Annotated in this window: 21 protein-coding genes and 5 tRNA genes; 12 read left to right on the top strand and 14 right to left on the bottom strand. The window is 70.2% G+C overall.

Annotated features, from left to right (window positions below; genetic code table 11):
• Positions 1 to 127 precede the first annotated feature (127 nt).
• Complete coding sequence (gene cofC, locus J2N69_RS26620; RefSeq protein ID WP_230902968.1) at positions 128 to 763, top strand: 2-phospho-L-lactate guanylyltransferase; 636 nt, start codon at positions 128 to 130, stop codon at positions 761 to 763.
• Positions 764 to 866: 103 nt separating this feature from the next.
• A complete protein-coding gene (locus J2N69_RS26615; protein ID WP_127912069.1) occupies positions 867 to 1,070 on the top strand; it encodes a hypothetical protein in 204 nt (67 codons plus the stop codon).
• A gap of 99 nt (positions 1,071 to 1,169) precedes the next feature.
• Here J2N69_RS26615 and J2N69_RS26610 read toward each other — a convergent pair whose 3' ends face one another.
• From J2N69_RS26610 to leuC, 4 genes are all read right to left on the bottom strand, one after another.
• Positions 1,170 to 1,868, bottom strand: coding sequence for an HU family DNA-binding protein (locus tag J2N69_RS26610; protein ID WP_230902967.1), 699 nt, complete (start codon positions 1,866 to 1,868; stop codon positions 1,170 to 1,172).
• Positions 1,869 to 2,030: 162 nt separating this feature from the next.
• The gene (locus J2N69_RS26605) at positions 2,031 to 2,267 is read right to left on the bottom strand and encodes an SCO5555 family protein (RefSeq protein WP_223776996.1); all 237 of its coding nucleotides are present in this window, start codon (positions 2,265 to 2,267) and stop codon (positions 2,031 to 2,033) included.
• 247 nt (positions 2,268 to 2,514) lie between these two features.
• Positions 2,515 to 3,108 (bottom strand): 3-isopropylmalate dehydratase small subunit, encoded by a 594-nt coding sequence (gene leuD / locus J2N69_RS26600; protein ID WP_127913239.1) that lies wholly within the window; start codon positions 3,106 to 3,108, stop codon positions 2,515 to 2,517.
• 5 nt (positions 3,109 to 3,113) lie between these two features.
• Positions 3,114 to 4,538, bottom strand: coding sequence for a 3-isopropylmalate dehydratase large subunit (gene leuC / locus J2N69_RS26595; protein ID WP_230902966.1), 1,425 nt, complete (start codon positions 4,536 to 4,538; stop codon positions 3,114 to 3,116).
• A 182-nt stretch (positions 4,539 to 4,720) separates the two neighbouring features.
• Here leuC and ndgR point away from each other — a divergent pair, with 182 nt between their 5' ends.
• On the top strand, positions 4,721 to 5,437 hold the full coding sequence (ndgR, locus tag J2N69_RS26590) for an IclR family transcriptional regulator NdgR (RefSeq protein WP_058942291.1): 717 nt from the start codon (positions 4,721 to 4,723) through the stop codon (positions 5,435 to 5,437).
• A gap of 72 nt (positions 5,438 to 5,509) precedes the next feature.
• Here the strand turns inward: ndgR and J2N69_RS26585 are convergent, their stop codons facing one another.
• On the bottom strand, positions 5,510 to 5,995 hold the full coding sequence (locus tag J2N69_RS26585) for a DUF4188 domain-containing protein (protein WP_230902965.1): 486 nt from the start codon (positions 5,993 to 5,995) through the stop codon (positions 5,510 to 5,512).
• A 115-nt stretch (positions 5,996 to 6,110) separates the two neighbouring features.
• On the opposite strand from J2N69_RS26585, the gene J2N69_RS26580 reads away from it, so the two are divergent.
• The gene (locus J2N69_RS26580; RefSeq protein ID WP_230902964.1) at positions 6,111 to 6,767 is read left to right on the top strand and encodes a MerR family transcriptional regulator; all 657 of its coding nucleotides are present in this window, start codon (positions 6,111 to 6,113) and stop codon (positions 6,765 to 6,767) included.
• Positions 6,768 to 6,808: 41 nt separating this feature from the next.
• On the opposite strand, the gene J2N69_RS26575 is transcribed toward J2N69_RS26580, so the two are convergent.
• The 9 genes from J2N69_RS26575 to J2N69_RS26535 all read right to left on the bottom strand — a co-directional run bounded on the left by J2N69_RS26575 (position 6,809) and on the right by J2N69_RS26535 (position 10,765).
• Positions 6,809 to 6,881: transfer RNA gene (locus J2N69_RS26575), tRNA-Glu, on the bottom strand.
• 22 nt (positions 6,882 to 6,903) lie between these two features.
• A tRNA-Gln gene (locus J2N69_RS26570) sits at positions 6,904 to 6,975 on the bottom strand.
• A 24-nt stretch (positions 6,976 to 6,999) separates the two neighbouring features.
• Positions 7,000 to 7,072, bottom strand: a tRNA-Glu gene (locus tag J2N69_RS26565).
• A gap of 62 nt (positions 7,073 to 7,134) precedes the next feature.
• Positions 7,135 to 7,207: transfer RNA gene (locus tag J2N69_RS26560), tRNA-Glu, on the bottom strand.
• A gap of 40 nt (positions 7,208 to 7,247) precedes the next feature.
• Positions 7,248 to 7,319, bottom strand: a tRNA-Gln gene (locus J2N69_RS26555).
• Positions 7,320 to 7,406: 87 nt separating this feature from the next.
• Complete coding sequence (locus J2N69_RS26550) at positions 7,407 to 8,135, bottom strand: HAD family hydrolase (RefSeq protein WP_230904885.1); 729 nt, start codon at positions 8,133 to 8,135, stop codon at positions 7,407 to 7,409.
• An 85-nt stretch (positions 8,136 to 8,220) separates the two neighbouring features.
• Entirely contained in the window at positions 8,221 to 9,699 is a 1,479-nt protein-coding gene (gene gltX, locus J2N69_RS26545) for a glutamate--tRNA ligase (protein WP_127913123.1), read from the bottom strand.
• Positions 9,692 to 10,489, bottom strand: a complete 798-nt coding sequence (locus J2N69_RS26540) for a fumarylacetoacetate hydrolase family protein (protein ID WP_127913124.1) — start codon at positions 10,487 to 10,489, stop codon at positions 9,692 to 9,694. Before J2N69_RS26540 ends, gltX begins: the two co-directional genes overlap by 8 nt.
• Positions 10,490 to 10,564: 75 nt before the next feature.
• Positions 10,565 to 10,765 carry a hypothetical protein gene (locus tag J2N69_RS26535; protein ID WP_167516024.1) on the bottom strand — a complete coding sequence of 67 codons (201 nt, stop codon included), beginning with the start codon at positions 10,763 to 10,765 and terminating at the stop codon, positions 10,565 to 10,567.
• 587 nt (positions 10,766 to 11,352) lie between these two features.
• On the opposite strand from J2N69_RS26535, the gene J2N69_RS26530 reads away from it, so the two are divergent.
• The 8 genes from J2N69_RS26530 (at position 11,353) to J2N69_RS26495 (ending at position 21,962) form a co-directional block, all read left to right on the top strand.
• Positions 11,353 to 15,219, top strand: a complete 3,867-nt coding sequence (locus J2N69_RS26530; protein ID WP_408056807.1) for a nitrate- and nitrite sensing domain-containing protein — start codon at positions 11,353 to 11,355, stop codon at positions 15,217 to 15,219.
• Positions 15,220 to 15,228: 9 nt separating this feature from the next.
• Positions 15,229 to 15,642: a roadblock/LC7 domain-containing protein gene (locus J2N69_RS26525; protein ID WP_030787430.1), complete on the top strand. Its 414-nt coding sequence runs from the start codon at positions 15,229 to 15,231 to the stop codon at positions 15,640 to 15,642.
• 145 nt (positions 15,643 to 15,787) lie between these two features.
• Positions 15,788 to 16,189 (top strand): DUF742 domain-containing protein, encoded by a 402-nt coding sequence (locus J2N69_RS26520; protein ID WP_030787427.1) that lies wholly within the window; start codon positions 15,788 to 15,790, stop codon positions 16,187 to 16,189.
• Complete coding sequence (locus J2N69_RS26515; protein WP_125515316.1) at positions 16,170 to 16,769, top strand: GTP-binding protein; 600 nt, start codon at positions 16,170 to 16,172, stop codon at positions 16,767 to 16,769. The genes J2N69_RS26520 and J2N69_RS26515 overlap by 20 nt, the downstream gene beginning before the upstream one ends.
• A 341-nt stretch (positions 16,770 to 17,110) precedes the next feature.
• Positions 17,111 to 20,287: a sensor histidine kinase gene (locus tag J2N69_RS26510; protein ID WP_408056806.1), complete on the top strand. Its 3,177-nt coding sequence runs from the start codon at positions 17,111 to 17,113 to the stop codon at positions 20,285 to 20,287.
• 10 nt (positions 20,288 to 20,297) lie between these two features.
• Positions 20,298 to 20,711: a roadblock/LC7 domain-containing protein gene (locus J2N69_RS26505; RefSeq protein WP_062779227.1), complete on the top strand. Its 414-nt coding sequence runs from the start codon at positions 20,298 to 20,300 to the stop codon at positions 20,709 to 20,711.
• Between the two features lie 95 nt (positions 20,712 to 20,806).
• On the top strand, positions 20,807 to 21,397 hold the full coding sequence (locus J2N69_RS26500) for a DUF742 domain-containing protein (RefSeq protein ID WP_127913212.1): 591 nt from the start codon (positions 20,807 to 20,809) through the stop codon (positions 21,395 to 21,397).
• Positions 21,378 to 21,962 (top strand): GTP-binding protein, encoded by a 585-nt coding sequence (locus tag J2N69_RS26495; RefSeq protein ID WP_030361923.1) that lies wholly within the window; start codon positions 21,378 to 21,380, stop codon positions 21,960 to 21,962. Before J2N69_RS26500 ends, J2N69_RS26495 begins: the two co-directional genes overlap by 20 nt.
• Positions 21,963 to 22,278: the final 316 nt, after the last annotated feature.

The raw sequence follows: 22,278 nt of genomic DNA, 5'->3' as shown, positions 1-22,278 counted from the left end.
CATGAGCCTGGTCGGCCGCACAAGTGTCGCCCCAGGCTGCCGGTCTGTCGAGAACACCGTACGCCCGCCCGGGTATCAAGGCCCCCCAGCAGGTCACAATGGGCGCGACGAAAAGGACGGAGCGCCCGTGCAGTGGACCCTGGTCATACCGCTGAAGCCGCTGGAGCGTGCCAAGAGCAGGCTCGCCCCGACCGCCGGTGACGGCCTGCGCCCGGGCCTCGCCCTGGCGTTCGCGCAGGACACCGTGGCCGCCGCGATCGCGTGCCCCGCGGTGCGGGATGTGGCAGTTGTCACGGACGACGCCCTGGCGCGTCGCGAGCTGGCGGCGCTGGGCGCGCGCATCGTGCCGGACGAACCGGGGGCCGGCCTGAACGCCGCACTGCGCCACGGCACGGCGACCGTCCGCGCGAAGCGGCCCGGAGCGTGCGTCGCCGCCCTGAACGCGGATCTGCCGGCGCTGCGCCCGCTGGAATTGGCCCGGGTTCTCGATGGCGCCGCCGCATTTCCCCGGGCTTTTCTGGCGGACGCCGCCGGAATGGGGACGACATTGCTCGCCGCGGCGGGCGGCTCGGAATTGAGCCCCGCGTTCGGCACGGATTCCCGCGCCCGGCACACGGCGTCCGGCGCGGTGGAACTCGCAATCGACGGCGTCGATTCCGTACGCCAGGACGTGGACACGGGAGAGGATCTGCGGGCCGCCCTCGCGCTGGGCGTCGGCGCGTACACCGCGAAGGCCGCCGCCCGGCTGCTCATAACCGACTGAACCAACGCCTGAACCAACCACTGAACCATCGGCTGAACCGACTGAACCGATTGCGCCGACTGCGCCGACCGAGTGCGCGGCCGCCATTCAGTACGCTGCTCCCATGCAGGCGACCGCGTACACGTACGACCCCGAGACCCGCAGCGGCAGTGTGCTGCTCGACGACGGCACTCCGGTGCCCTTCGAGGGCCCCGCGTTCGACGCGGGCGGGCTGCGGCTGCTGCGGCCGGGGCAGCGGGTACGGATCGAGGTGGACGGCGAGGGCGAGGCGCGCCGCATCACCTTGGTGACGCTCCAGACGTTCTGAGGCACCGGGGCCCGGGGGCGGCTGCGCCACGGTTGCGGGCACACGACGCGGGCCGGGCTCCCTGGGGAGCCCGGCCCGGCGCGTGAGTGCCTTGTGCCCTTACTTCTTGCGGGCGGTGGCCTTCTTGGCGGTCGTCTTGCGCGTCGTGGCCTTCTTGGCGGGCGCGGTCTTCTTCGCGGTGGCCTTCTTGGCGGCGGGCGCGGTCTTCTTCGCCGTGGTCTTCTTCGCGGCGGCGGGAGTGGCCTTCTTGGCGGTGGTGGCCTTCTTGGCGGCCGCCTTCTTGGTCGTCGGCGTCGCCGTCGCCTTCTTGGCGGTGGTCTTCTTCGCCGTCGTCTTCTTCGCCGTCGCCGTGGTGGCCTTCTTCGCCGGCGTGGCCTTCTTGGCGGGGGTGGCCTTCTTGGCCGTGGCCTTCTTGGCGGTGGTGGCCTTCTTGGCCGCCGCCTTCTTGACCGTCGCGGAAGCGCCGCCGGTCAGGCTGCCCTTGGGCGCCTTCTTGACCGCCACGTCGTTCTTCGGGAGCTTCTTCGAGCCGCTGACCAGGTCCTTGAAGCCCTGTCCCGCACGGAAGCGCGGAACCGAGGTCTTCTTGACGCGCACGCGCTCCCCGGTCTGCGGGTTGCGGGCGTAACGGGCCGGGCGGTCGACCTTCTCGAACGAGCCGAAGCCGGTGACCGAAACGCGGTCCCCGCCGACCACGGCACGGACGATGGCGTCCAGGACCGCGTCGACGGCGTCGGCGGCCTGCTGGCGGCCCCCCACCTTGTCGGCAATCGCTTCTACGAGCTGCGCCTTGTTCACGTCTTCCCCTTCGGAGACATTGCCGGGAGCGATATACTCCGGCTTTTTCGCACGTTAGGCAGATATATACCGCAAATCAAACACGAAACGGGCTAATCACCCTTGTGCCGCAACGGACTGGCCCATCTCGGAGTTCCTCGAAGGCCCGTTGAGGCTTGCGACTCAGGTGTCTTCGGGGAATCGGCCCTCGTCAGCTTCGTCGAGGGAGGCCATCAAACGCTCCAGACGCCTTGCCGCATCGGCGAGATCGTGTTTGGCCGCGGCCGTAATGACCAGCAGCTTCCGGGTCAGCGCCATCCGTACGCCCTCCGGGACTTGCAGTGCGCGCACTCTGGAGTGCGCTTCCTTCAGTTGGTCCGCGACGAGCCGGTAGAGCTCGAGTTGGCTGTCGCGTCCCATGCACCGATTGTGCCATCTGGGGCGAGTTGTCGCCTCCGCAGGGGGTAACTACCGCCGTTCGCCGCCCTCATGAGGGTACCCGGTCCAGTCGAGTACAAGGGTATTTCCGGCCTCTTCTTCCGGCGAAATCAAGGGAGTTGAGTCCACCCGTTCAGGCCATCGGGCACCTTCCGGGAGCCACACACAGATGTACCCCCAACCGTCCACGATTGGGGGTACATCAGGCATTGCGGGGTGTTGCGCGACGTCAGACCTGCACGGTCCGCGGCTTGTACGAGGGGCGCTTGGACTCGTACGCGGCGATGTCCGGCTCGTTCTGGAGCGTGATGCTGATGTCGTCCAGGCCGTTCAGGAGCCGCCAGCGGGCGTTCTCGTCGAGTTCGAAGTCGGCGGTGATGCCCTCCGCGCGGACCTGGCGGTCCTGGAGGTCGACGGTGACCTCGGCCTGCGGGTCTTTCTCCGTCAGCTCCCACAGCGCGTCCACGACCTTCTGGTCGAGCACGACGGTGAGCAGGCCGTTCTTCAGCGAGTTGCCGCGGAAGATGTCGGCGAAGCGCGAGGAGACGACGGCCTTGAAGCCGTAGTTCTGCAGGGCCCACACGGCGTGCTCGCGGGAGGAACCGGTGCCGAAGTCGGGTCCGGCGACCAGGACGGTGGCGCCGCGCCGCTCGGGCCTGTTGAGGACGAAGTCCTCGTCCTTGCGCCAGGCCTCGAAGAGGCCGTCCTCGAAGCCGTCCCTGGTGACCTTCTTCAGCCAGTGGGCGGGGATGATCTGGTCGGTGTCGACGTTGCTGCGGCGCAGCGGGACGGCCCGGCCGGTGTGCGTGGTGAATGCTTCCATGGTTCTCAGACTCCGGCGGTCACGGGGGCGTCGGACAGGTCGGCGGGCGAGGCCAGGTGGCCGGTGACCGCGGTCGCGGCGGCCACCTGCGGGGAGACCAGGTGGGTGCGGCCGCCCTTGCCCTGCCTGCCCTCGAAGTTGCGGTTGGACGTGGACGCCGAGCGCTCGCCGGGGGCCAGTTGGTCGGGGTTCATGCCCAGGCACATCGAGCAGCCCGCGTGCCGCCATTCGGCGCCGGCGGCGACGAAGACCTTGTCCAGCCCCTCCTCGACGGCCTGGAGGGCGACCCGGACCGAGCCGGGGACGACCAGCATCCGTACGCCGTCGGCGACTTTGCGCCCCTCGACGATGGAGGCGGCCGCGCGCAGGTCCTCGATACGGCCGTTGGTGCAGGAACCTACGAAGACGGTGTCGACCTTGATGTCGCGCAGCGGCTGCCCGGCGGTCAACCCCATGTACTCCAGGGCCTTTTCGGCGGCGTGGCGCTCCGAGGCGTCTTCGTACGAAGCGGGATCGGGGACGGCGGCCGACAGCGGGGCGCCCTGGCCGGGGTTGGTGCCCCAGGTGACGAACGGCGCGAGCGAGGCGGCGTCGATGCGGACCTCGGCGTCGAAGACTGCGTCCTCGTCCGTCTTCAGGGTCTTCCAGTACGCCACCGCGGCGTCCCAGTCCTCGCCCTGCGGGGCGTGGACGCGGTCCTGGAGGTAGTCGAAGGTGGTCTGGTCCGGGGCGATCATGCCGGCGCGGGCGCCCGCCTCGATGGACATGTTGCAGATGGTCATGCGGGCCTCCATCGAGAGCTTCTCGATGGCCGGACCGCGGTACTCCAGGACGTAGCCCTGGCCGCCGCCGGTGCCGATCTTCGCGATGATGGCGAGGATCAGGTCCTTGGCCGTGACGTCCTCGGGCAGTTCGCCGTCGACGGTGATGGCCATGGTCTTGGGGCGGGCCATCGGCAGCGTCTGGGTGGCCAGCACGTGCTCGACCTGAGAGGTACCGATTCCGAAGGCGAGCGCGCCGAAGGCGCCGTGCGTCGAGGTGTGGGAGTCGCCGCAGACCACGGTGGCGCCCGGCTGCGTCAGGCCCAGCTGCGGTCCCACCACGTGGACGACGCCCTGCTCGACGTCGCCCAGCGGGTGCAGACGCACGCCGAAGTCGGCGCAGTTCTTGCGCAGCGTCTCCAGCTGGGCGCGCGAGACCGGGTCGGCGATGGGCTTGTCGATGTCGAGGGTCGGGGTGTTGTGATCCTCGGTCGCGATGGTGAGGTCGAGCCGCCGCACCTGGCGGCCGGCCTGCCGGAGGCCGTCGAAGGCCTGCGGGCTGGTCACCTCGTGCAGCAGGTGCAGATCGATGTAGAGGAGGTCGGGCTCGCCCTCGGCGCGCCGGACGACGTGGTCGTCCCAGACCTTCTCCGCGAGTGTCCTACCCATCGCTTTCCCTCCGACCGGCCGCTCGTGCCGGCCTCACTAGAGAATCTGTTCGCCGACGCGCGTACCCCTCGTGCCGCGCGTCGGCCGCGAAATCCGTTGGTCCGCGGATCGCTCCTACAGAGTGGCGGGTTCCACGGAAAATTGAACTTGCGTTTCACAGAGTGAGACGTGAGTATCGACGCATGGACAACTCTAGCGGCGTCGGCGTTCTCGACAAGGCGGCTCTCGTCCTGAGCGCCCTGGAGTCCGGTCCGGCCACCCTCGCGGGGTTGGTCGCGGCCACCGGGCTCGCACGACCCACGGCCCACCGACTGGCCGTGGCACTGGAACACCACCGGATGGTGGCGCGGGACATGCAGGGCCGTTTCATTCTCGGCCCGCGCCTCGCGGAACTCGCGGCGGCGGCCGGCGAGGACCGCCTGCTCGCCACGGCGGGCCCGGTCCTCACACATCTGCGTGACGTCACGGGCGAGAGCGCGCAGCTCTACCGCCGCCAGGGCGACATGCGCATCTGCGTGGCCGCGGCGGAGCGCCTCTCTGGCCTGCGGGACACCGTCCCGGTCGGCTCGACGCTCACCATGAAGGCGGGCTCCTCGGCCCAGATCCTGATGGCCTGGGAGGAGCCGGAGCGCCTGCACCGCGGCCTCCAGGGCGCCCGCTTCACGGCGACGGCCCTTTCGGGTGTACGGCGCCGGGGCTGGGCCCAGTCGATCGGCGAGCGGGAGCCGGGCGTCGCGTCCGTCTCCGCGCCGGTGCGCGGCCCCTCCAACCGCGTGGTCGCCGCCGTCTCGGTCTCCGGACCCATCGAGCGGCTGACCCGCCACCCGGGCCGCATGCACGCGCAGGCGGTCATCGACGCCGCCGGGCGCCTCTCCGAGGCCCTGCGCCGCTCCGGCTGACGTACGCGAACGCCAGGAGGGGGCCGCCTCGACGCCGCGGCGGCCCCCTCCTGGGCGCTGGCGGGGCGCCCCTCAGGCCGCCGTGAGGCGATCGGCCGCCCGGTCCCCGCGACGGCCCACGGGCACCACGCCGGTGGCCTTGCCCAGGCCGAACGCCGGCATGTTGACGTACACCGCCTCATGGGCGCCGGCCGGCACGAGATACGTCTCGTGCCAGAAGCCGACCTTCCCCCTGCCTTCCCGCAGCCGCTGGTTGAAGGCCGTCCAGGCGGGGCGGTGCGCCTTGTCCCGCGCCACCGAGTAGGCCAGCAGCTTCTCCCGCGACTCCCAGTACTGGACGACATAGACCAGGCGCGGTCCGCCGAACAACAGCCGGTACCCCAGCATCCCGCTCGCCGGGTCCTTCGACAGCTCCTTGAGCATGCGCGGCATCGCCTGGAAGACGGGCCACCAGCTGCGTACGGCAAGGAAGTTGTTGATGCGCATCCCGATGTGGAAGACGACGACGTCGCCCGTCGCCTCGGCGGTCATGCGCCCTTCGATCGGCTTGTCGCTCATGACGGTTCCCCCTTCGTGGAGCCCGGCCGAACATTGGATAGTGCCGCTATCCATGTTTGGATAGTGCCACTCTCCAATAGGAGCCGCAAGAGGAACGCGACAGGAGACGCGAGCGATGAGACTGGCGGAGCTGAGCCGGCGCAGCGGAATCCCCACGGCCACGATCAAGTACTACCTGCGCGAGGGTCTGCTGCCGCCTGGCCGGCGCGTGACGGCGACCCAGGCCGAGTACGACGACGCCCACCTCCAGCGGCTGCGGCTCGTCCGGGCGCTGATCCAGGTGGGCGGGGTGCCGGTCGCCTCGGCGCGTGAGGTCCTGACCGCCCTGGAGGACGACTCCCTGGACCACAACTCCCGTCTGGGCACGGCGGTATGGGCTTTGCCGCACGGTCCGGAGCCGTCCGGGGACGAGGTCTTCCAGGAGCGGGCGGGCCACACGGTGGACGCGCTGCTCGCGCGGCTCGGATGGGACTCCGCCCAGGAGTACGCGACCGAGTCACCGGCCCACCGGATGCTGGTGACCGCCGTCGCCGCCCTGGCCCGGCTCGGATATCCGTGCACCGTCGAGGACTTGACGCCCTATGCCCGCGCCGGGCACCAACTGGCCGTCACCGACCTGGACTTGATCGAGCGGTACGACTCCGCCGACGAGCAGCTGGAGGCGGCCGTCGCGCTCACGGTGCTGTACGAACCGGTGCTGCTCGCGCTGCGCCGCATCGCACAGGCCCAGGAGTCCCACCGCCGCTACGGGCAGCGGAGTACGGAGGAATGACGAAGGGGCCCTCCCACTGGGAAGGCCCCTTGCCGTTTCTGTACCCCCGACCGGATTCGAACCGGCGCTACCGCCTTGAGAGGGCGGCGTGCTAGGCCGCTACACAACGGGGGCTAGCTGGTGCTGCTGTACTGCGCTGGGCTACCAGGACTCGAACCTAGAACAAAGGAACCAGAAACCTTCGTGTTGCCAATTACACCATAGCCCACTGGTGGTCTAGACCAGACCACAGTACCCCCGACCGGATTCGAACCGGCGCTACCGCCTTGAGAGGGCGGCGTGCTAGGCCGCTACACAACGGGGGCCCTAGCGATCCTGCATCAGGGACAGTGGGTGCGACCCGATCTGTCCCCGTGGGAAGGATCTGTACCCCCGACCGGATTCGAACCGGCGCTACTGCCTTGAGAGGGCAGCGTGCTAGGCCGCTACACAACGGGGGCTTTGCGGATGAGATCCGCGGTTGCAGATGAGCTCTGCGAGCTGGCCTACCAGGACTCGAACCTAGACTAACGGAACCAGAAACCGTCGTGCTGCCAATTACACCATAGGCCATCAAACCGCAACCCCGAGTGGGGGTTTTGTTTGATTTGCGCTTCCCGGCCGGACCTTTCGGCCCTCTCGGGCGGCGCAGAAAGAACATTACCCGAAGGTGGACTGCGCTCCAAAACGGGTATCGGAGCGCAGCAGCGCGGGCAGCTCACGGAGGCGCCTGATGCGGTGTACGCCCTCGGGGGCCTCGCCCACCGAGCCGTTGCGGTCGAGCCAGATCCCGACGAGGCCCGCGTCCCGGGCGCCGCGGGCGTCGATCTCCGGCTGGTCCCCCACGTAGGCGACCTCGGCGGGGGCCAGCCCCAGCGTCGCACAGACCGCGTGGAAGGCCTCGGCGGCGGGTTTGGAGACGCCGAGGTCGGCGGCGCACAGGACGGCCTCGAAGCGGTCGCGCACGCCGAGGACGCGCAGCTTGCGGTCCTGGACGAGCAGGGCGGAGTTGGAGAGGACGGCGTGGCGGTAGCCGTCGGCGAGGGCGTCCAGGGTGGGCAGGGTGTCGGGGAAGAGGGACCAGGCCGATTCGTAGTGAGCGACGTAACGGCTGAACCAGGCGTCCGCGTCGGCGTCGGTCAGCTCCGGGGCGTCCAGGAAGTCGCGCACGCGGTCGCGGCGCTGCGCCTCGAAGGTGACCCCGCCCGCGCCGAAGCGGGCCCAGTGGTGCTCGGTGAGCGTCCGCCAGCGCTCCAGGGCCCGCTCGGCGGACTCGTACCGCTCCAGGAGGCCCTCGGCGGTCAGGTGCGCGTGCATGCCGGTGGTGTCGGCGCGCGCGTAGTCGAAGATCGTGTCGTCGATGTCCCAGACCACGGCTTTGATGGGCATGGCGTCGGCGGGCATGGCTCGACCGTATGCGAAGGGCCCGGGAGCCGTCTCGGCTTCCGGGCCCTTCGTCGGCGTACCGCGGGGATCAGGCGGTGAGCTTCGCCAGGGCCGCGTCGATGCGGGTCAGGGCCTTCTCCTTGCCCAGGATCTCCAGGGACTCGAAGAGGGGCAGGCCGATCGTGCGGCCGGTGACGGCGACGCGGACCGGGGCCTGGGCCTTGCCGAGCTTGAGGCCGTGCTCCTCGCCGGCGGCCAGGACGGCCTCCTTGAGGGACTCCGGAGAGGTCCAGTCGGCCGCCTCCAGCTTGGCGCGGGCCGTGCGCAGGAGGGCGTCGGAGCCCTCCTTCATGGCCTTGGTCCAGGAGGGCTCGTCGAAGACCGGCTCCGGGAGGAACAGGAAGTCGACGTTGTCGGTGATCTCGGAGAGGACCTTCACGCGGGTCTGCGCGTGCGGCGCGATGGCCTGCCAGGCGGCCTCGTCGAAGTCCTCGGGCGCCCAGTTGGCGTGCGGGGCCCTCAGCCACGGCTCGCAGGCCTCGGCGAAGGCCTTCACGTCCAGCATGCGGATGTGGTCGGCGTTGATCGCCTCGGCCTTCTTCAGGTCGAAGCGGGCGGGGTTCGGGTTGACGTCCGCCACGTCGAACTTCGCGACCATGTCCGACATCGAGAAGACGTCCTGATCCGCGGAGAACGACCAGCCCAGGAGGGAGAGGTAGTTCAGCAGGCCCTCGGGGAGGAAGCCGCGCTCGCGGTAGATGTTCAGGGACGCCTGCGGGTCGCGCTTGGAGAGCTTCTTGTTGCCCTCGCCCATGACGTACGGCAGGTGGCCGAACTCGGGGATCGTCTTCGCGATGCCCAGCTCGATGAGCGCCTTGTAGAGGGCGATCTGGCGGGGCGTGGAGGAGAGCAGGTCCTCGCCGCGCAGGACGTGGGTGATCTCCATCAGGGCGTCGTCGACCGGGTTGACCAGCGTGTACAGCGGGGCGCCGTTGGCACGCACGATGCCGTAGTCGGTGACGTTCTCCGGCTGGACGGTGATCTCGCCGCGGACCAGGTCGGTGAAGGTGGTCGCCTCGTCGGGCATCCGGAAGCGCACGATGTGCTTGCGGCCCTCGGCCTCGTACGCCTGGATCTGCTCGGCGGTCAGCGCGCGGCACAGGCCGTCGTAGCCGGACGGCTTGCCGGCGGCGCGGGCGGCCTCGCGGCGGGCGTCCAGCTCCTCGGTGGTGCAGTAGCAGGGGTAGGCGTAGCCCGCGTCGAGCAGCTTCTGGGCGACGTCCTTGTAGACGTCCATGCGCTGCGACTGGCGGTACGGCGCGTGGGGGCCGCCGATCTCGGGGCCCTCGTCCCAGTCGAAGCCCAGCCAGCGCATCGAGTCGAGCAGCTGCTGGTACGACTCCTCGGAGTCGCGCGCCGCGTCGGTGTCCTCGATGCGGAAGACCAGGGTGCCGCCGTTGTGCCGGGCGTAGGCCCAGTTGAACAGGGCGGTGCGGACCAGGCCCACGTGGGGGTTGCCGGTCGGGGAGGGACAGAAACGTACGCGGACGTTGGTCGCGTTAGCCACGCTTGATCACCTTGTTGGTGAGAGTGCCGATGCCTTCGATGGTGACGGCGACCTCGTCGCCGACGTTGAGGGGCCCGACGCCTGCCGGGGTGCCCGTGAGGATGACGTCGCCGGGGAGCAGCGTCATGGCCTCGGAGATGTTGACGATCAGGTCCTCGATGGAGTGGACCATCTCGCTGGTGCGCCCGAGCTGGCGCTGCCGGCCGTTGACCGTGCACTGGATGGTGAGGTCGTTCGCGGCCGCCAGGTCGAGTCCCGTCTCGACCCAGGGGCCGAGCGGGCAGGCGCTGTCGAAGCCCTTGGCGCGGGCCCACTGCTTCTCGCGGCGCTGCACGTCGCGGGCGGTGACGTCGTTCGCGCAGGTGTAGCCGAAGATCACGTCCTTGACGCGCTCGCGCGGGACCTCGCGGCACATGCGGCCGATGACCACGGCCAGCTCGGCCTCGTGGTGCAGCTCCTCGGAGAACGAGGGGTACGTGATGGCGTCCCCGGAGCCGACCAGCGAGGTGGAGGGCTTGAGGAAGGCGAACGGGACGTCCGGCGTTTCGTTGCCCAGCTCCGCCGCGTGCTCCGCGTAGTTGCGGCCGAAGGCCACGATCTTGTTGGGGAGCACCGGCGGCAGCAGGCGGACCTTGCTCAGCGGCACCTTGGTGCCGGACAGCTCGAAGTCGGCGTACGGGATGCCCTTGATGATGTCGAGGACGAGTTCGCCCTCGGTGCCGGGGGCGCCCTCGCCCTCGACCGCGCCGTAACCGACATTGCCGTCGATGGAGAACCTGGCGATGCGCACGTGAGCCTTAGCCTCTTGAGGTGGGTGGGGTCTGACACTCCAGGCTAACGTCGATCGCCGCCGGGCGGTTCGACCTCAGACGCCGGACGGGCTGAACGCCTCGGGGGCCTCCATGAGGACCGTGCGCCGGGGGTTGGCGGTCTGCGTCGGCAGGGTGACGGCGTGCTCCGGCTGTTCGGCCGCGCGCTGGACGTCGTCGGCGTCCTTCAGATGCGCGAGGGTGGTGCGGCGCGGGTTGGCTATGTTGCGGAACATCGTCGACTGGACAGTCTTCATCTGCTGTTCGGACCTCGTGGGTTGGGGCGCCATCTGAGGGATATCTGATGGACGCGGCTTGGTCGGATTCGCCATCCCTGTAAAGCGTCAGGCTAAACATCCAATTCCCGGCCAAAGTCAGGAAGAGGCCATGATCTTCGTGTGAGTTTGCTCACGAGTGGCCGGGCAAAAAGGTCAAAACAGGCCCTCGGCCCACCACTTGGAAACGGACATTGCACCACTGAAGGCACCATTCCGCTCCTGATCATGAAGACTGGGACACCCACCCCACGTAGAGACTTCGCGGCTTTTCGTCCGTTTTCCCCTGGATCACTTTCTACATCTCGTGACCCCGCACTCACGCCGTGTCACCTGGCTCGCGGTGCGACACACGGGCCTTGTTGGAGATCCTGCACTGTGCTGGAATTCCCGGGACCGCCGCGGGATCGAACCGGCGCGCAGAGGCGCAACGCAGCGCCGAGCCGCGGCGGGAAGGGGGAGCAGCGCCGGTCACTCAACGACCACCCATGGGGCGCCTGACGCCCCACGACGCCGACACCGTCCCGCCGTCATGCGGCAGGACGCCTGGTCCAGAGGTTGCGACGCTAGTGCAGGGACGTTTCAAGAGGGATGGCAAGGGGTCTCCCCAGGCCGGTCGCGGCCGAGGGGATGCTGCCGCGGCGGAACCGGAGCGCGGCGGCGACCGCGGCTCCTCGCCCCAGCACGCCCAGAACCCCGGCCCGGGCAAGCCCGGTGACGGTCCCGGCGCCGCGCGCCAGGGCATGCCGGGCGGCGGCCCGACGACCGCCCCGGCCAAGGGCAAGAACAAGGGCAAGGGTGCGTCCGAGTCCAAGGCGCCCACCGGCACCGGCTCGCGAATAGCTCTGCGCAACTGGCGCATCTCCACCCGCCTGGTCTCGCTGCTCGCGCTCCCCGTGATCACCGCGACCTCGCTCGGCGCGCTCCGCATCAACTCGTCCATGGACGAGATCCAGCAGCTCGACAACATGAAGCTGCTCACCGACATGACCAAGCGGGCCACCGCGCTGGCCGCGGCGCTCCAGGAGGAGCGCGACAAGTCGGCCGGCCCCCTCGCGCACGGCGCGAAGGCCACGGACTACACGGTCAAGGGCGCCCGCGAGAAGACCGACCGGGTCTACCGCAACTTCCTCCAGGGCACCCAGGAGCTGAACGACACCGACGGCGAGAAGGGTCTTCTCGGTGTCCGGCACAGCGCGGTCCAGATCACCCAGCAGCTCCAGGGCATCAACAAGGTCCGCAAGGATGCCTACAGCGACGATGCCTCCACCTCGCAGACCGTCGAGGCCTACAGCCAGCTCGTCGAGCAGCTGCTCGCCCTGTCCCAGGACATGGCGCAGGCGACCAGCAACCCGGACATGATCCAGCGCACGCGCGCCCTGGCCGCCTTCTCCTCGGCCAAGGAGTACGCGTCCGTGCAGCGGGCGATCATCGCCGCCGCCCTGCCCGCCAACGACAGCGAGTACGGCAAGATCACCGAGACCGACCGCACCTTCGGTCTCAGCGCCAACGAGAAGGAGCGCTCGCAGCTCCAGACGTTCAGCAAGATCTACGCGGGCAACCCGGACGAGCTGACCAAGCCGATCGACGGGGGCAACGACCAGATCAAGGCCGCCAACGAGTACGCCAAGCGCGTCCTCGAGCAGGAAGGCGGCCTCAAGCTCCAGGACAAGCGGTCCTACAAGGACTGGATCGACGACGACACCACCAAGATCGACGCGATGGCGAAGATCGAGCTGACGCTGCTCGGCGAGATGGAGCAGAAGGCGCGCGAGCTGCGCAACGAGTCGGAGCAGTCGGCCATCCTCAACGGTGCGCTGATCCTGCTCGTGCTCGGCGTCTCGCTCGTCGGCGCGTTCGTCGTGGCCCGGTCCATGATCCGCTCGCTGCGCCGGCTCCAGGACACCGCGACCAAGGTCGCCCAGGACCGCCTGCCCGAGCTGGTCAAGCAGCTCTCCGAGTCCGACCCGCAGGACGTCGACACCTCCGTCGAGTCCGTCGGTGTGCACTCCCGGGACGAGATCGGCAAGGTGGCCGCGGCCTTCGACGACGTGCACCGCGAGGCCGTCCGCCTCGCCGCCGAGCAGGCCCTCCTGCGGGGCAACGTCAACGCGATGTTCACCAACCTCTCGCGCCGCTCCCAGGGCCTCATCCAGCGCCAGCTCTCACTCATCTCCGAGCTGGAGTCCCGCGAGGCCGACCCGGACCAGCTCTCCTCGCTCTTCAAGCTCGACCACCTCGCGACCCGCATGCGCCGTAACGGCGAGAACCTCCTCGTCCTCGCCGGTGAGGAGCCCGGGCGCCGCTGGACGCGGCCCGTGCCCCTCGTCGACGTGCTGCGTGCCGCCGCGTCCGAGGTGGAGCAGTACGAGCGCATCGAACTCTCCGCGGTGCCCGCCACCGAGGTCGCGGGCCGCGTGGTCAACGACCTCGTGCACCTCCTCGCCGAGCTGCTGGAGAACGCCACCTCGTTCTCCTCGCCGCAGACCAAGGTGAAGGTCACCGGTCACGCGCTGCCGGACGGCCGCGTGCTCATCGAGATCCACGACACCGGCATCGGCCTCTCCCCCGAGGACCTCGCCGCGATCAACGAGCGGCTCGCGTCGCCGCCCACCGTGGACGTCTCCGTCTCCCGCCGCATGGGTCTGTTCGTGGTCGGCCGCCTCTCGCAGCGCCACGGCATCCGCATCCAGCTGCGCCCCTCCGACTCCGGTGGTACGACCGCGCTGGTCATGCTGCCCGTCGATGTCGCCCAGGGCGGCAAGAAGGTGCCCGGCAAGCCCGGTGCCCCCGGTGTGAGCGGTGGCCCCGCCGCGGCTCAGGCCGCAGCGGGTGCCGCGGCCGCGCGCCGCGGGGTCGGTGCGGGCAACAGTGGTCCCGCGCTCGGCAGCGGCCCCGGTCTGACCGGTGGTCCCGGCCGCGGCGGTCCCGCCGCCGGTGGGCCCGGTGGCGCCGGTGGTCCCGGCGGCGCGGGTCGGCCGGGTGCCGGTGCGCAGCGCCAGCAGGTCGCCGGTTCGGGGCCGCGGGCCGCGCTGCCCGCCCGTGACGGTGGACAGCAGCGCCAGCAGCCCGCTCCCCAGGGCCGCCAGCCGCAGGGACAGCAGCCGCAGGCGCCCCAGGGTGGGCGCGGTGCCGGTGCGCAGCAGCCGCCGGTTCCGCAGCAGCGTACGAACGCCATGAACCCGTCGGCCGACGCCGGGGACCAGGGGCGCCGGCCGCAGCTGCCGGCCCGCGGCGGACCGCGCGCCGAGCTGCCCGGGGGCAACCCGCAGCCGCGCGTGCCCAGCTGGAGCGACGAGAACGCGCAGCCGCAGGTCTCGCGTGAGCCCTTCGACGCCCCGCGCGGTCATGAGGAGCACGACTCCACGGGCCAGTTCGCGCAGCCCGCGGCGGCGCCCGACGACCGGCAGGGCCCCGGCTCCACCGCGGAGTTCCCCCGCCCCGACTTCAACGCGCCGTCGCCCGGCACCGCCGCGCCGCAGGACCAGGGCACGGGCCAGTTCGTCCGCTCGGACGTCTTCGGCGCCCAGGGCGACGCGCAGCAGAACCGTCAGCAGGGCCGGCGGGGACGGCAGCAGAACCAGCCGGGTCAGCCTGGCCGGCCGAACCAGCAGGGCCAGCCGAACCAGCCGCACGGCCAGGCGGGCCAGCAGCACGGCCAGGCGGGCCAGCAGCACGGCCAGCCGGGCCAGCCGGGTCAGCAGCAGGACCAGGCGGGCGGTTCGGCGCAGCAGGGCGGTCGGGACATGCCCGACTACACCGTGCCGCGTCCGCCGGCCCCGCGCCGCGGCCAGGGCGACCCCTACCAGGGCCTTCCGCAGCAGCCGCAGCCGACGGGCCAGCTGCCCCAGGTCTCCGCGCAGCAGCCGCAGGCCACCGGACAGCACGCGCTGCCCGCGCAGCCCGACGACCTGCTGCCCGCCGCCGGTCCCGGTGACGGGCGTACGCCGCTGTACGACACGCTGGAGACCAACTGGTTCCAGCAGCAGCAGAACCAGCGGGCCCAGGCCGAGCAGCAGAGCCGCCAGCAGGAACAGCAGCAGGCGCCCCAGGGCCCCGACCAGCAGCGTCCGCTGCCGTCGCGGCCCCAGCGCCAGGGCACGCCCGCTCCGGCCGACGGCAACGTCAACGGCGCCGCCACCACTTGGCGGTCCTCGCCCAACGACGAGCTGGGCCGCCAGGCCGAGCGCGTCCGCCAGCCCACCGCGGGCGGCGTCACCACATCCGGACTGCCGCGTCGCGTCCCGAGGGCCAACCTGGTCGCGGGCACGGCTCAGCAGCAGCAGGACAGCAGCACAGGTCCGCAGGTCTCGCGTGCGCCCGATGACGTACGCGGCCGGCTGACGAATCTCCGTCGGGGCATTCAGCAGGGTCGCCAGGCCGGTACCGGCCAGACCGGCAGTTTCCCTCGCCCCACTCACCAGCAGGAGCGTTAGTTGAGTCCGATGAGCCAGGCGGCACAGAATCTGAACTGGTTGATCACCAACTTCGTGGACAACACCCCAGGGGTGTCCCACACGGTCGTGGTCTCCGCCGACGGCCTCCTTCTGGCCATGTCCGAGGGCTTCCCGCGCGATCGAGCCGACCAGCTCGCCGCGGTGGCCTCCGGGCTCACCTCCCTCACCGCCGGGGCCTCCCGGATCTTCGAGGGCGGCACCGTCACGCAGACCGTGGTGGAGATGGAGCGGGGGTTCCTCTTCATCATGTCGGTCTCCGACGGTTCGTCCCTGGCCGTGCTGGCGCACCCCGAGTGCGACATCGGCCTCGTCGGGTACGAGATGGCGCTGCTCGTCGACCGCGCGGGGGCGGTCCTCACCCCGGACCTGCGCGCCGAGTTGCAGGGCAGCCTGCTCCACTGAACCCAGAGTCGGCTCCGCAGGAGCTTCTCGCCCTTCGGCCGCCCCACCGACCGAACGTACTGACCAACCGTCCGGCCGCCACACGCCCCCACCGGCTCTGTCAGACGGCACACGCAGATGACCTGCTGTCCCGCCCGGAGGACCCATGACCCCGCCCACCGCCTCTCACAACCCGTACGGCGATCCCTCGTACGGAATGGAGGGCGACCAGCCGCTGGTGCGTCCCTATGCGATGACCGGCGGCCGGACCCGGCCCCGCTACCAGCTCGCGATAGAGGCGCTGGTGAGCACCACGGCCGACCCGGCCCAGCTGATGGGGCTGCTCCCCGAGCACCAGCGGATCTGCCACCTGTGCCGTGAGGTCAAGTCGGTGGCCGAGGTCTCGGCCCTGCTGTCGATGCCGCTCGGCGTGGCACGGATTCTCGTGGCGGACCTGGCCGAGGCCGGGCTCGTCGCCATCCACCAGCCGGGCGGCGACGAGTCCGCCGGCGGCCAGCCCGACGTGACACTGCTCGAAAGGGTGCTCAGTGGACTTCGCAAGCTCTAATGGCTCGGGCGGCTCGGGCTCCGGCTCGGGCCGTTCCACCACCTCCGCCAAGATCGTGGTGGCGGGCGGCTTCGGCGTGGGCAAGACCACGTTCGTCGGGGCGGTCTCCGAGATCAACCCGCTGCGCACCGAGGCCGTCATGACGTCCGCGTCCGCGGGCATCGACGACCTCACCCACACCGGGGACAAGACCACCACGACGGTGGCCATGGACTTCGGCCGCATCACCCTGGACCAGGACCTGATCCTGTACCTCTTCGGTACGCCCGGCCAGGACCGCTTCTGGTTCATGTGGGACGACCTGGTCCGTGGCGCCATCGGCGCGGTCGTCCTGGTCGACACGAGGCGGCTCGCCGACTGCTTCCCCGCCGTCGACTACTTCGAGAACAGCGGCCTCCCCTTCGTCATCGCCCTCAACGGCTTCGACGGCCACCAGCCGTACACCCCCGACGAGGTCCGCGAAGCGCTCCAAATCGGTCCGGGTACGCCGATCATCACCACCGACGCGCGGCACCGTGCAGACGCAAAGAGTGGCTTGATCACACTGGTTGAACACGCACTTATGGCACGACTCAAGTAGGCAGGTGTATACGGCAGTTGTCGTAGCTCTCACGGAGCGGCCTGTGTCTTTGGACACGGCCGCCCTCCGTGTTCATAACGTTTCGACAGAGAATTGCCCCGGTGACCGCCACGCGTCGCGGTCGCCTGGTGCCGCTGTGCGCACGGGAGCCCCGCCTTTTGGCGGGGCTCGCTCTTTATGACCGATTTATCTGAGGCTTGCACCACGGGGAACTTCCCCTTTCCACTGTTTGGAAGAGCAGTGCCTGACGTGCTGGAATGCGCTGAACTGCCCAGTAGCACGGGCCTTGGAGACGACAGCGGCACGAGAGTGAGTGCCGCCGCCGAGAGGTTGTTGGTCGAGTGAGGCGAAGCAAGACGAGCCCCGCGGCACCCCCCACCGGGGACGCGCGGGGCAACTTCACCCCGCCGCCGCGCACAGCGGCGTCCCCGGTTGACGTGAGCGCCGCTCCCGGCAACGAGCCCCCGGCTCCCTCCGGCGGACGGATGTCCCCCCGCAACTGGCGCGTACCGACCAGGCTGAACGCGATCCTGCTCATACCCGTGCTCGTCGGTCTGGTCATGGGCGGCTTCCAGGTGAAGGGCTCCATCGACACCTGGAGCGAGGCCCAGGACGCCGAGAAGACGGCCCGCCTGGTGCGGGCCTCCCTCGACTACGGCAACCGCCTCATCGAAGAGCGCGACGTCTCCGCCGCCCCGCTGCTGAACGGCAAGCGCGACGACCCGGCCGTCCGCAAGGCGCGCAAGGCCACCGACGAGGCGGCCGCCGTCTTCAAGGAGGCCACGGAGGGCATGCCGGACAAGGAGGGCCTCAACCGTCGTCTCGACGCCTTCCACAAGGTGGAGCCGAAGCTGGCCCCGCTGCGCCAGGCCGCGTACACCACCAAGCTGAGCGGCGCGAAGACCGAAGAGGGCTACGTCGCCATCCAGCACCCCCTGATGGAGTTCGCCAACGAACTCGGTCTGGGCACCGGCAACATCACGAGCTACGGCCGCACCGTCTACGCGATATCGCTCTCCAAGGCCGCGCTCTCGCTGCAGCGGTCCCTCGGCACGCACCTGCTGGTCAAGCCGGGCCCCGGCACCGGCTCGCTGACACTCCAGCGCACCTCGCTCTCCTCGTACGCCTACCTGGAGCGCATCGCCATCGAGGAGTACACCGGCGGTGGCACCCCCGAGGACGTCGCCAAGCTGGAGCAGGCGAAGAGGGACCTGAAGGCCGCCGCCGACAAGCAGGCCAAGCCGGCGCCCACGCAGGAGCAGATGGTCGCGGCGCTCGCCACCATGGAGAGCACGCAGCCGAGCGCGCGTGTCGCGCTGGCGAGCAAGGGCATCACCCGCGAGGCCTGGTGGGCCACGACCACCGCCAAGTTCGACGCCTACCGCACCATCGAGTCGGACCTCGCCGACAAGGCCGTGGACGAGGCGTCCGACATCGCCGCCACCGCGCAGCGCAACGCGTACATCACGGGCGCCATCGTGGTGCTCGCGCTGCTCGCCGCGTTCATCCTGGCCGGGATGATGGCCCGCCAGATGTCCACCGCGATGCGCCGGCTGCGCACCGCCGCCTTCGGCATCGCCGAGCAGCGGCTGCCGATGCTGGTCGACCAGCTCTCCCGTACCGACCCGGGCCGCGTGGACACCCGCGTGGAGCCCATCCCGATCACCTCCACGGACGAGATCGGCGAGGTCGCCCGCGCCTTCGACCAGGTGCACCGCGAGGCCGTGCGGCTCGCCGCCGAGCAGGCGCTGCTCCGCGGCAACATCAACGCGATCTTCACCAACCTCTCGCGCCGCAACCAGTCGCTGATCGAGGGCCAGCTGACCCTCATCACCGACCTGGAGAACAACGAGGCCGACCCGGACCAGCTGGAGAACCTCTTCCGCCTGGACCACCTGGCGACCCGTATGCGCCGCAACGGCGAGAACCTCCTCGTCCTCTCCGGCGAGGAGCCGGGCCGCCGCTGGGACCAGCCGGTTCCGCTGGTCGACGTCCTGCGCGCCGCCTCCTCCGAGGTGGAGCAGTACGAGCGCATCGAGCTGTCGGGCGTCCCGGAGGCCGAGATCCACGGCCTGGCCGTGACCGACCTCGTGCACCTGCTCGCCGAGCTGCTTGAGAACGCCACCACGTTCTCCTCCCCGCAGACCAAGGTCCGCGTCACCGCGACCCGGCTGCCCGACGGCCGCATCATGGTCGAGATCCACGACAAGGGCATCGGCCTCACCGCCGAGGACTTCGCCGACATCAACCACAAGCTGGCCAACCCGCCGACCGTGGACGCCGCGATCTCGCAGCGCATGGGTCTGTTCGTGGTCGGCCGGCTGGCCGACCGGCACGGCATCCGCGTCCAGCTGCGCCCCTCTGGCGAGCAGGCCGGCACGACCTCGCTGGTCATGTTGCCGGACGGCATCACGCACGGTGGCGGTGGCGAACAGCACGCCCAGGACCCCGAGTTCACCGTCTCCTCGATCATCCCGGAGCAGCAGGTCCGGGAGGCCGAGCCGCTGCGCAGCGCCGCGGAGCTGGGCTTCGACGACAGCCGCTACCACGGCGACGGCTCCGAGGGCCCCGCGCTCGACCCCGTCGGCCGCTCGCTGATGCGTGAGGAGCGCCGGGCCGCCCTGGAGGCACAGGCCCACCAGCCGGGCGGCAACCGCCCGCTCTTCCGCGACGAGGTCGAGCCGCAGCAGCCGCAGCAGGGCGCGTACGAGCAGCAGCAGGCACCGGCGTACGACGAGCAGCAGCGGGGTTCCTACGACCAGGGCCAGCACGCGTACGGCAACGAGCAGTACGCCGGTGAGCAGTACGCCGCCGATCCGTACGCCGGTGACCAGTACGCCAACGCGCAGTACGCCGAGGGCGGTTACGGCACCGAGCAGCAGGCGCCCGCGTACGACGAGCAGTACTACCCCGACGCGGCCGCCGCGGCCGCAGCGCCTGCCCAGGGTGGCTACCAGGACCCGCAGATCTCCTATCCGGAGCGCTCCGGTCAGGACGACTGGCCCAGCGGTGACGGCTACCAGCCCGAGTACGGGCAGGAAGCGGAATCCGGTCGGGCGGCCCCCGCGGCCGACTCCGAGCGCGTAGGCTTCGACCGGCCGGGACCGACTCCTTCCGTGGTCCACGAGATGACCGACGCGGGCCTCCCCCGCCGGGGCTCCTCGTCGCCGAACGGGAACGGCGCGGCCCCCGCCGGGGGCGAGAGCCAGGGCGGTCAGGACGGCTCCGACTGGCGTTCGTCCAACGACGAGCGCTGGCAGCGGGCCGAGCGCCTGAAGGAGCCGAAGGCGGGCGGGGTCACCTCGTCCGGGCTCCCGCGGCGGGTGCCCAAGGCCAACCTGGTCGAGGGCACCGCGGAACAGACCCCACAGGGCGGCCCCTCGGTCTCCCGCGACCCCGAGGACGTACGGGGCAGGCTGAGCAACCTGCGCCGGGGCGTCCAGCGGGGACGCAACTCAGGCAGTGACACGAATGGCCAGGGCTTCAGCCCTGATAGCACCTACAACCAGGAGCGTTAGTGTGAGCCCGATGAGCCAGGCGGCGCAGAACCTGAACTGGTTGATCACCAACTTCGTGGACAACACCCCAGGGGTGTCCCACACGGTGGTGGTCTCCGCCGACGGACTCCTTCTGGCGATGTCCGAAGGCTTCCCCCGCGACCGTGCCGACCAGCTCGCGGCCGTCGCCTCGGGTCTGACCTCCCTCACGGCCGGGGCCTCCCGGATCTTCGAGGGCGGTGCCGTGACCCAGACCGTTGTGGAGATGGAGCGAGGATTTCTCTTCATCATGTCCATTTCCGACGGTTCCTCGCTCGCCGTTCTCGCCCACCCGGATGCGGACATCGGTCTCGTTGGGTACGAAATGGCACTTCTTGTCGATCGCGCGGGCACCGTCCTCACGCCGGACCTGCGCGCGGAGCTCCAGGGGAGCCTTCTCAACTAACAGACAGACGGTGCGATTTCGCGTCCCGTGCCCGTAAGGTTTCGGGACGCGGCTCCACAGTGATGGTGCCCGGCACAGTTGGAGGAGGAAGCAACGTGGCAACACCCCCAGACGGTTCGTCATCGGCGAATTGGTCCCCTGGCCATGGCCAGGGTGGTCAGCACGACGGCGGGCCGAACCGGTACAACTTCCCCTCCGCGCCGAGCCACCGTCGCCAGCCGTACGCGCAGCCCCAGCAGCCGGGCCCGCGTCCGTACGACCAGGACACACCGGCGCACGCGCCCCGTATCCAGCCCGTGCAGCCCCAGCGGCGCGCCCCCGCACCGGCGCCCGCCGGGTCGGCGCACAACCCGCTGGTGCGGCCGTACGCCATGACGGGCGGCCGCACCAGGCCGCGCTACCAGCTCGCCATCGAGGCGCTGGTGCACACCACGGCGCAACCGCACCAGTTGCAGGGCCAGTTGCCCGAACACCAGCGGATCTGCAATCTGTGCCGCGAGATCAAGTCAGTCGCTGAGATCTCGGCACTGCTCTCCATTCCCCTCGGCGTCGCCCGAATCCTCGTAGCCGACCTGGCGGAGGCCGGACTTGTCGCCATCCACCAGCCCGGCGGCGACGAGTCCGCCGGCGGCCAGCCAGATGTGACACTGCTCGAAAGGGTGCTCAGTGGACTTCGCAAGCTCTAGCGGCGGAGCAACAGCCCGCTCCACCACCAGCGCGAAAATCGTGGTGGCGGGCGGCTTCGGCGTGGGCAAGACCACGTTCGTCGGGGCGGTCTCTGAGATCAACCCGCTGCGCACCGAGGCCGTCATGACGTCCGCGTCCGCGGGCATCGACGACCTCACCCACACCGGGGACAAGACCACCACGACGGTGGCCATGGACTTCGGCCGCATCACCCTGGACCAGGACCTGATCCTGTACCTCTTCGGTACGCCCGGTCAGGACCGCTTCTGGTTCATGTGGGACGACCTGGTCCGTGGCGCCATCGGCGCGGTCGTCCTGGTCGACACGAGGCGGCTCGCCGACTGCTTCCCCGCCGTCGACTACTTCGAGAACAGCGGCCTCCCCTTCGTCATCGCCCTCAACGGCTTCGACGGCCACCAGCCGTACACGCCCGACGAGGTCCGCGAGGCCCTTCAGATCGGCCCGGACACGCCGATCATCACGACGGACGCGCGGCACCGCGCGGACGCGAAGAGCGCGCTGATCACGCTGGTCGAGCACGCGCTGATGGCGCGGCTCCGTTAGCGGTCCGTCGTTTCTTGCCGGTACGCGGATGAGGGCCCGCACGCTGACGGCGTGCGGGCCCCTGTCGGTTCCCGCGGTGCTCAGGTGCGGCGGTAGTGGTCGAACTGCGTGATGCCCTGGTAGCCGTAGCTCTCGGGGTGCAGCTCGTGCAGGGCCACGCCGCCGCGGGCGAGCGGGCCGAGGAGGCCGGAGAGGAAGGCGTGGGCCTCGGTGACCCTCCGGGGCGGCCGACCGGTGTTCGGGGACGGGCTGGATGTGGCTGGGCGCGCAGTTCCTCGTGCCCCTTTGGGGGCTTGCGTAAGGCCCCGCTCTCCTT

Origin of the sequence: Streptomyces huasconensis (assembly GCF_021028635.1) — a bacterium.
In the GTDB taxonomy this organism is placed as follows: Bacteria; Actinomycetota; Actinomycetes; order Streptomycetales; family Streptomycetaceae; genus Streptomyces; species Streptomyces huasconensis.
This window is presented reverse-complemented; position numbering and strand designations above follow the sequence as displayed.

Excerpts from the sequence above, each read along its gene's own strand:
- J2N69_RS26615 (WP_127912069.1), top strand. The coding sequence starts at position 867 with ATGCAGGCGACCGCGTACACGTACGACCCCGAGACCCGCAGCGGCAGT.
- J2N69_RS26605 (WP_223776996.1), bottom strand. The coding sequence starts at position 2,267 with ATGGGACGCGACAGCCAACTCGAGCTCTACCGGCTCGTCGCGGACCAA.
- leuD (WP_127913239.1), bottom strand. The coding sequence starts at position 3,108 with ATGGAAGCATTCACCACGCACACCGGCCGGGCCGTCCCGCTGCGCCGC.
- leuC (WP_230902966.1), bottom strand. The coding sequence starts at position 4,538 with ATGGGTAGGACACTCGCGGAGAAGGTCTGGGACGACCACGTCGTCCGG.
- ndgR (WP_058942291.1), top strand. The coding sequence starts at position 4,721 with ATGGACAACTCTAGCGGCGTCGGCGTTCTCGACAAGGCGGCTCTCGTC.
- J2N69_RS26585 (WP_230902965.1), bottom strand. The coding sequence starts at position 5,995 with ATGAGCGACAAGCCGATCGAAGGGCGCATGACCGCCGAGGCGACGGGC.
- J2N69_RS26580 (WP_230902964.1), top strand. The coding sequence starts at position 6,111 with ATGAGACTGGCGGAGCTGAGCCGGCGCAGCGGAATCCCCACGGCCACG.
- J2N69_RS26550 (WP_230904885.1), bottom strand. The coding sequence starts at position 8,135 with ATGCCCATCAAAGCCGTGGTCTGGGACATCGACGACACGATCTTCGAC.
- J2N69_RS26535 (WP_167516024.1), bottom strand. The coding sequence starts at position 10,765 with ATGAAGACTGTCCAGTCGACGATGTTCCGCAACATAGCCAACCCGCGC.
- J2N69_RS26525 (WP_030787430.1), top strand. The coding sequence starts at position 15,229 with ATGAGCCAGGCGGCACAGAATCTGAACTGGTTGATCACCAACTTCGTG.
- J2N69_RS26520 (WP_030787427.1), top strand. The coding sequence starts at position 15,788 with ATGACCCCGCCCACCGCCTCTCACAACCCGTACGGCGATCCCTCGTAC.
- J2N69_RS26505 (WP_062779227.1), top strand. The coding sequence starts at position 20,298 with ATGAGCCAGGCGGCGCAGAACCTGAACTGGTTGATCACCAACTTCGTG.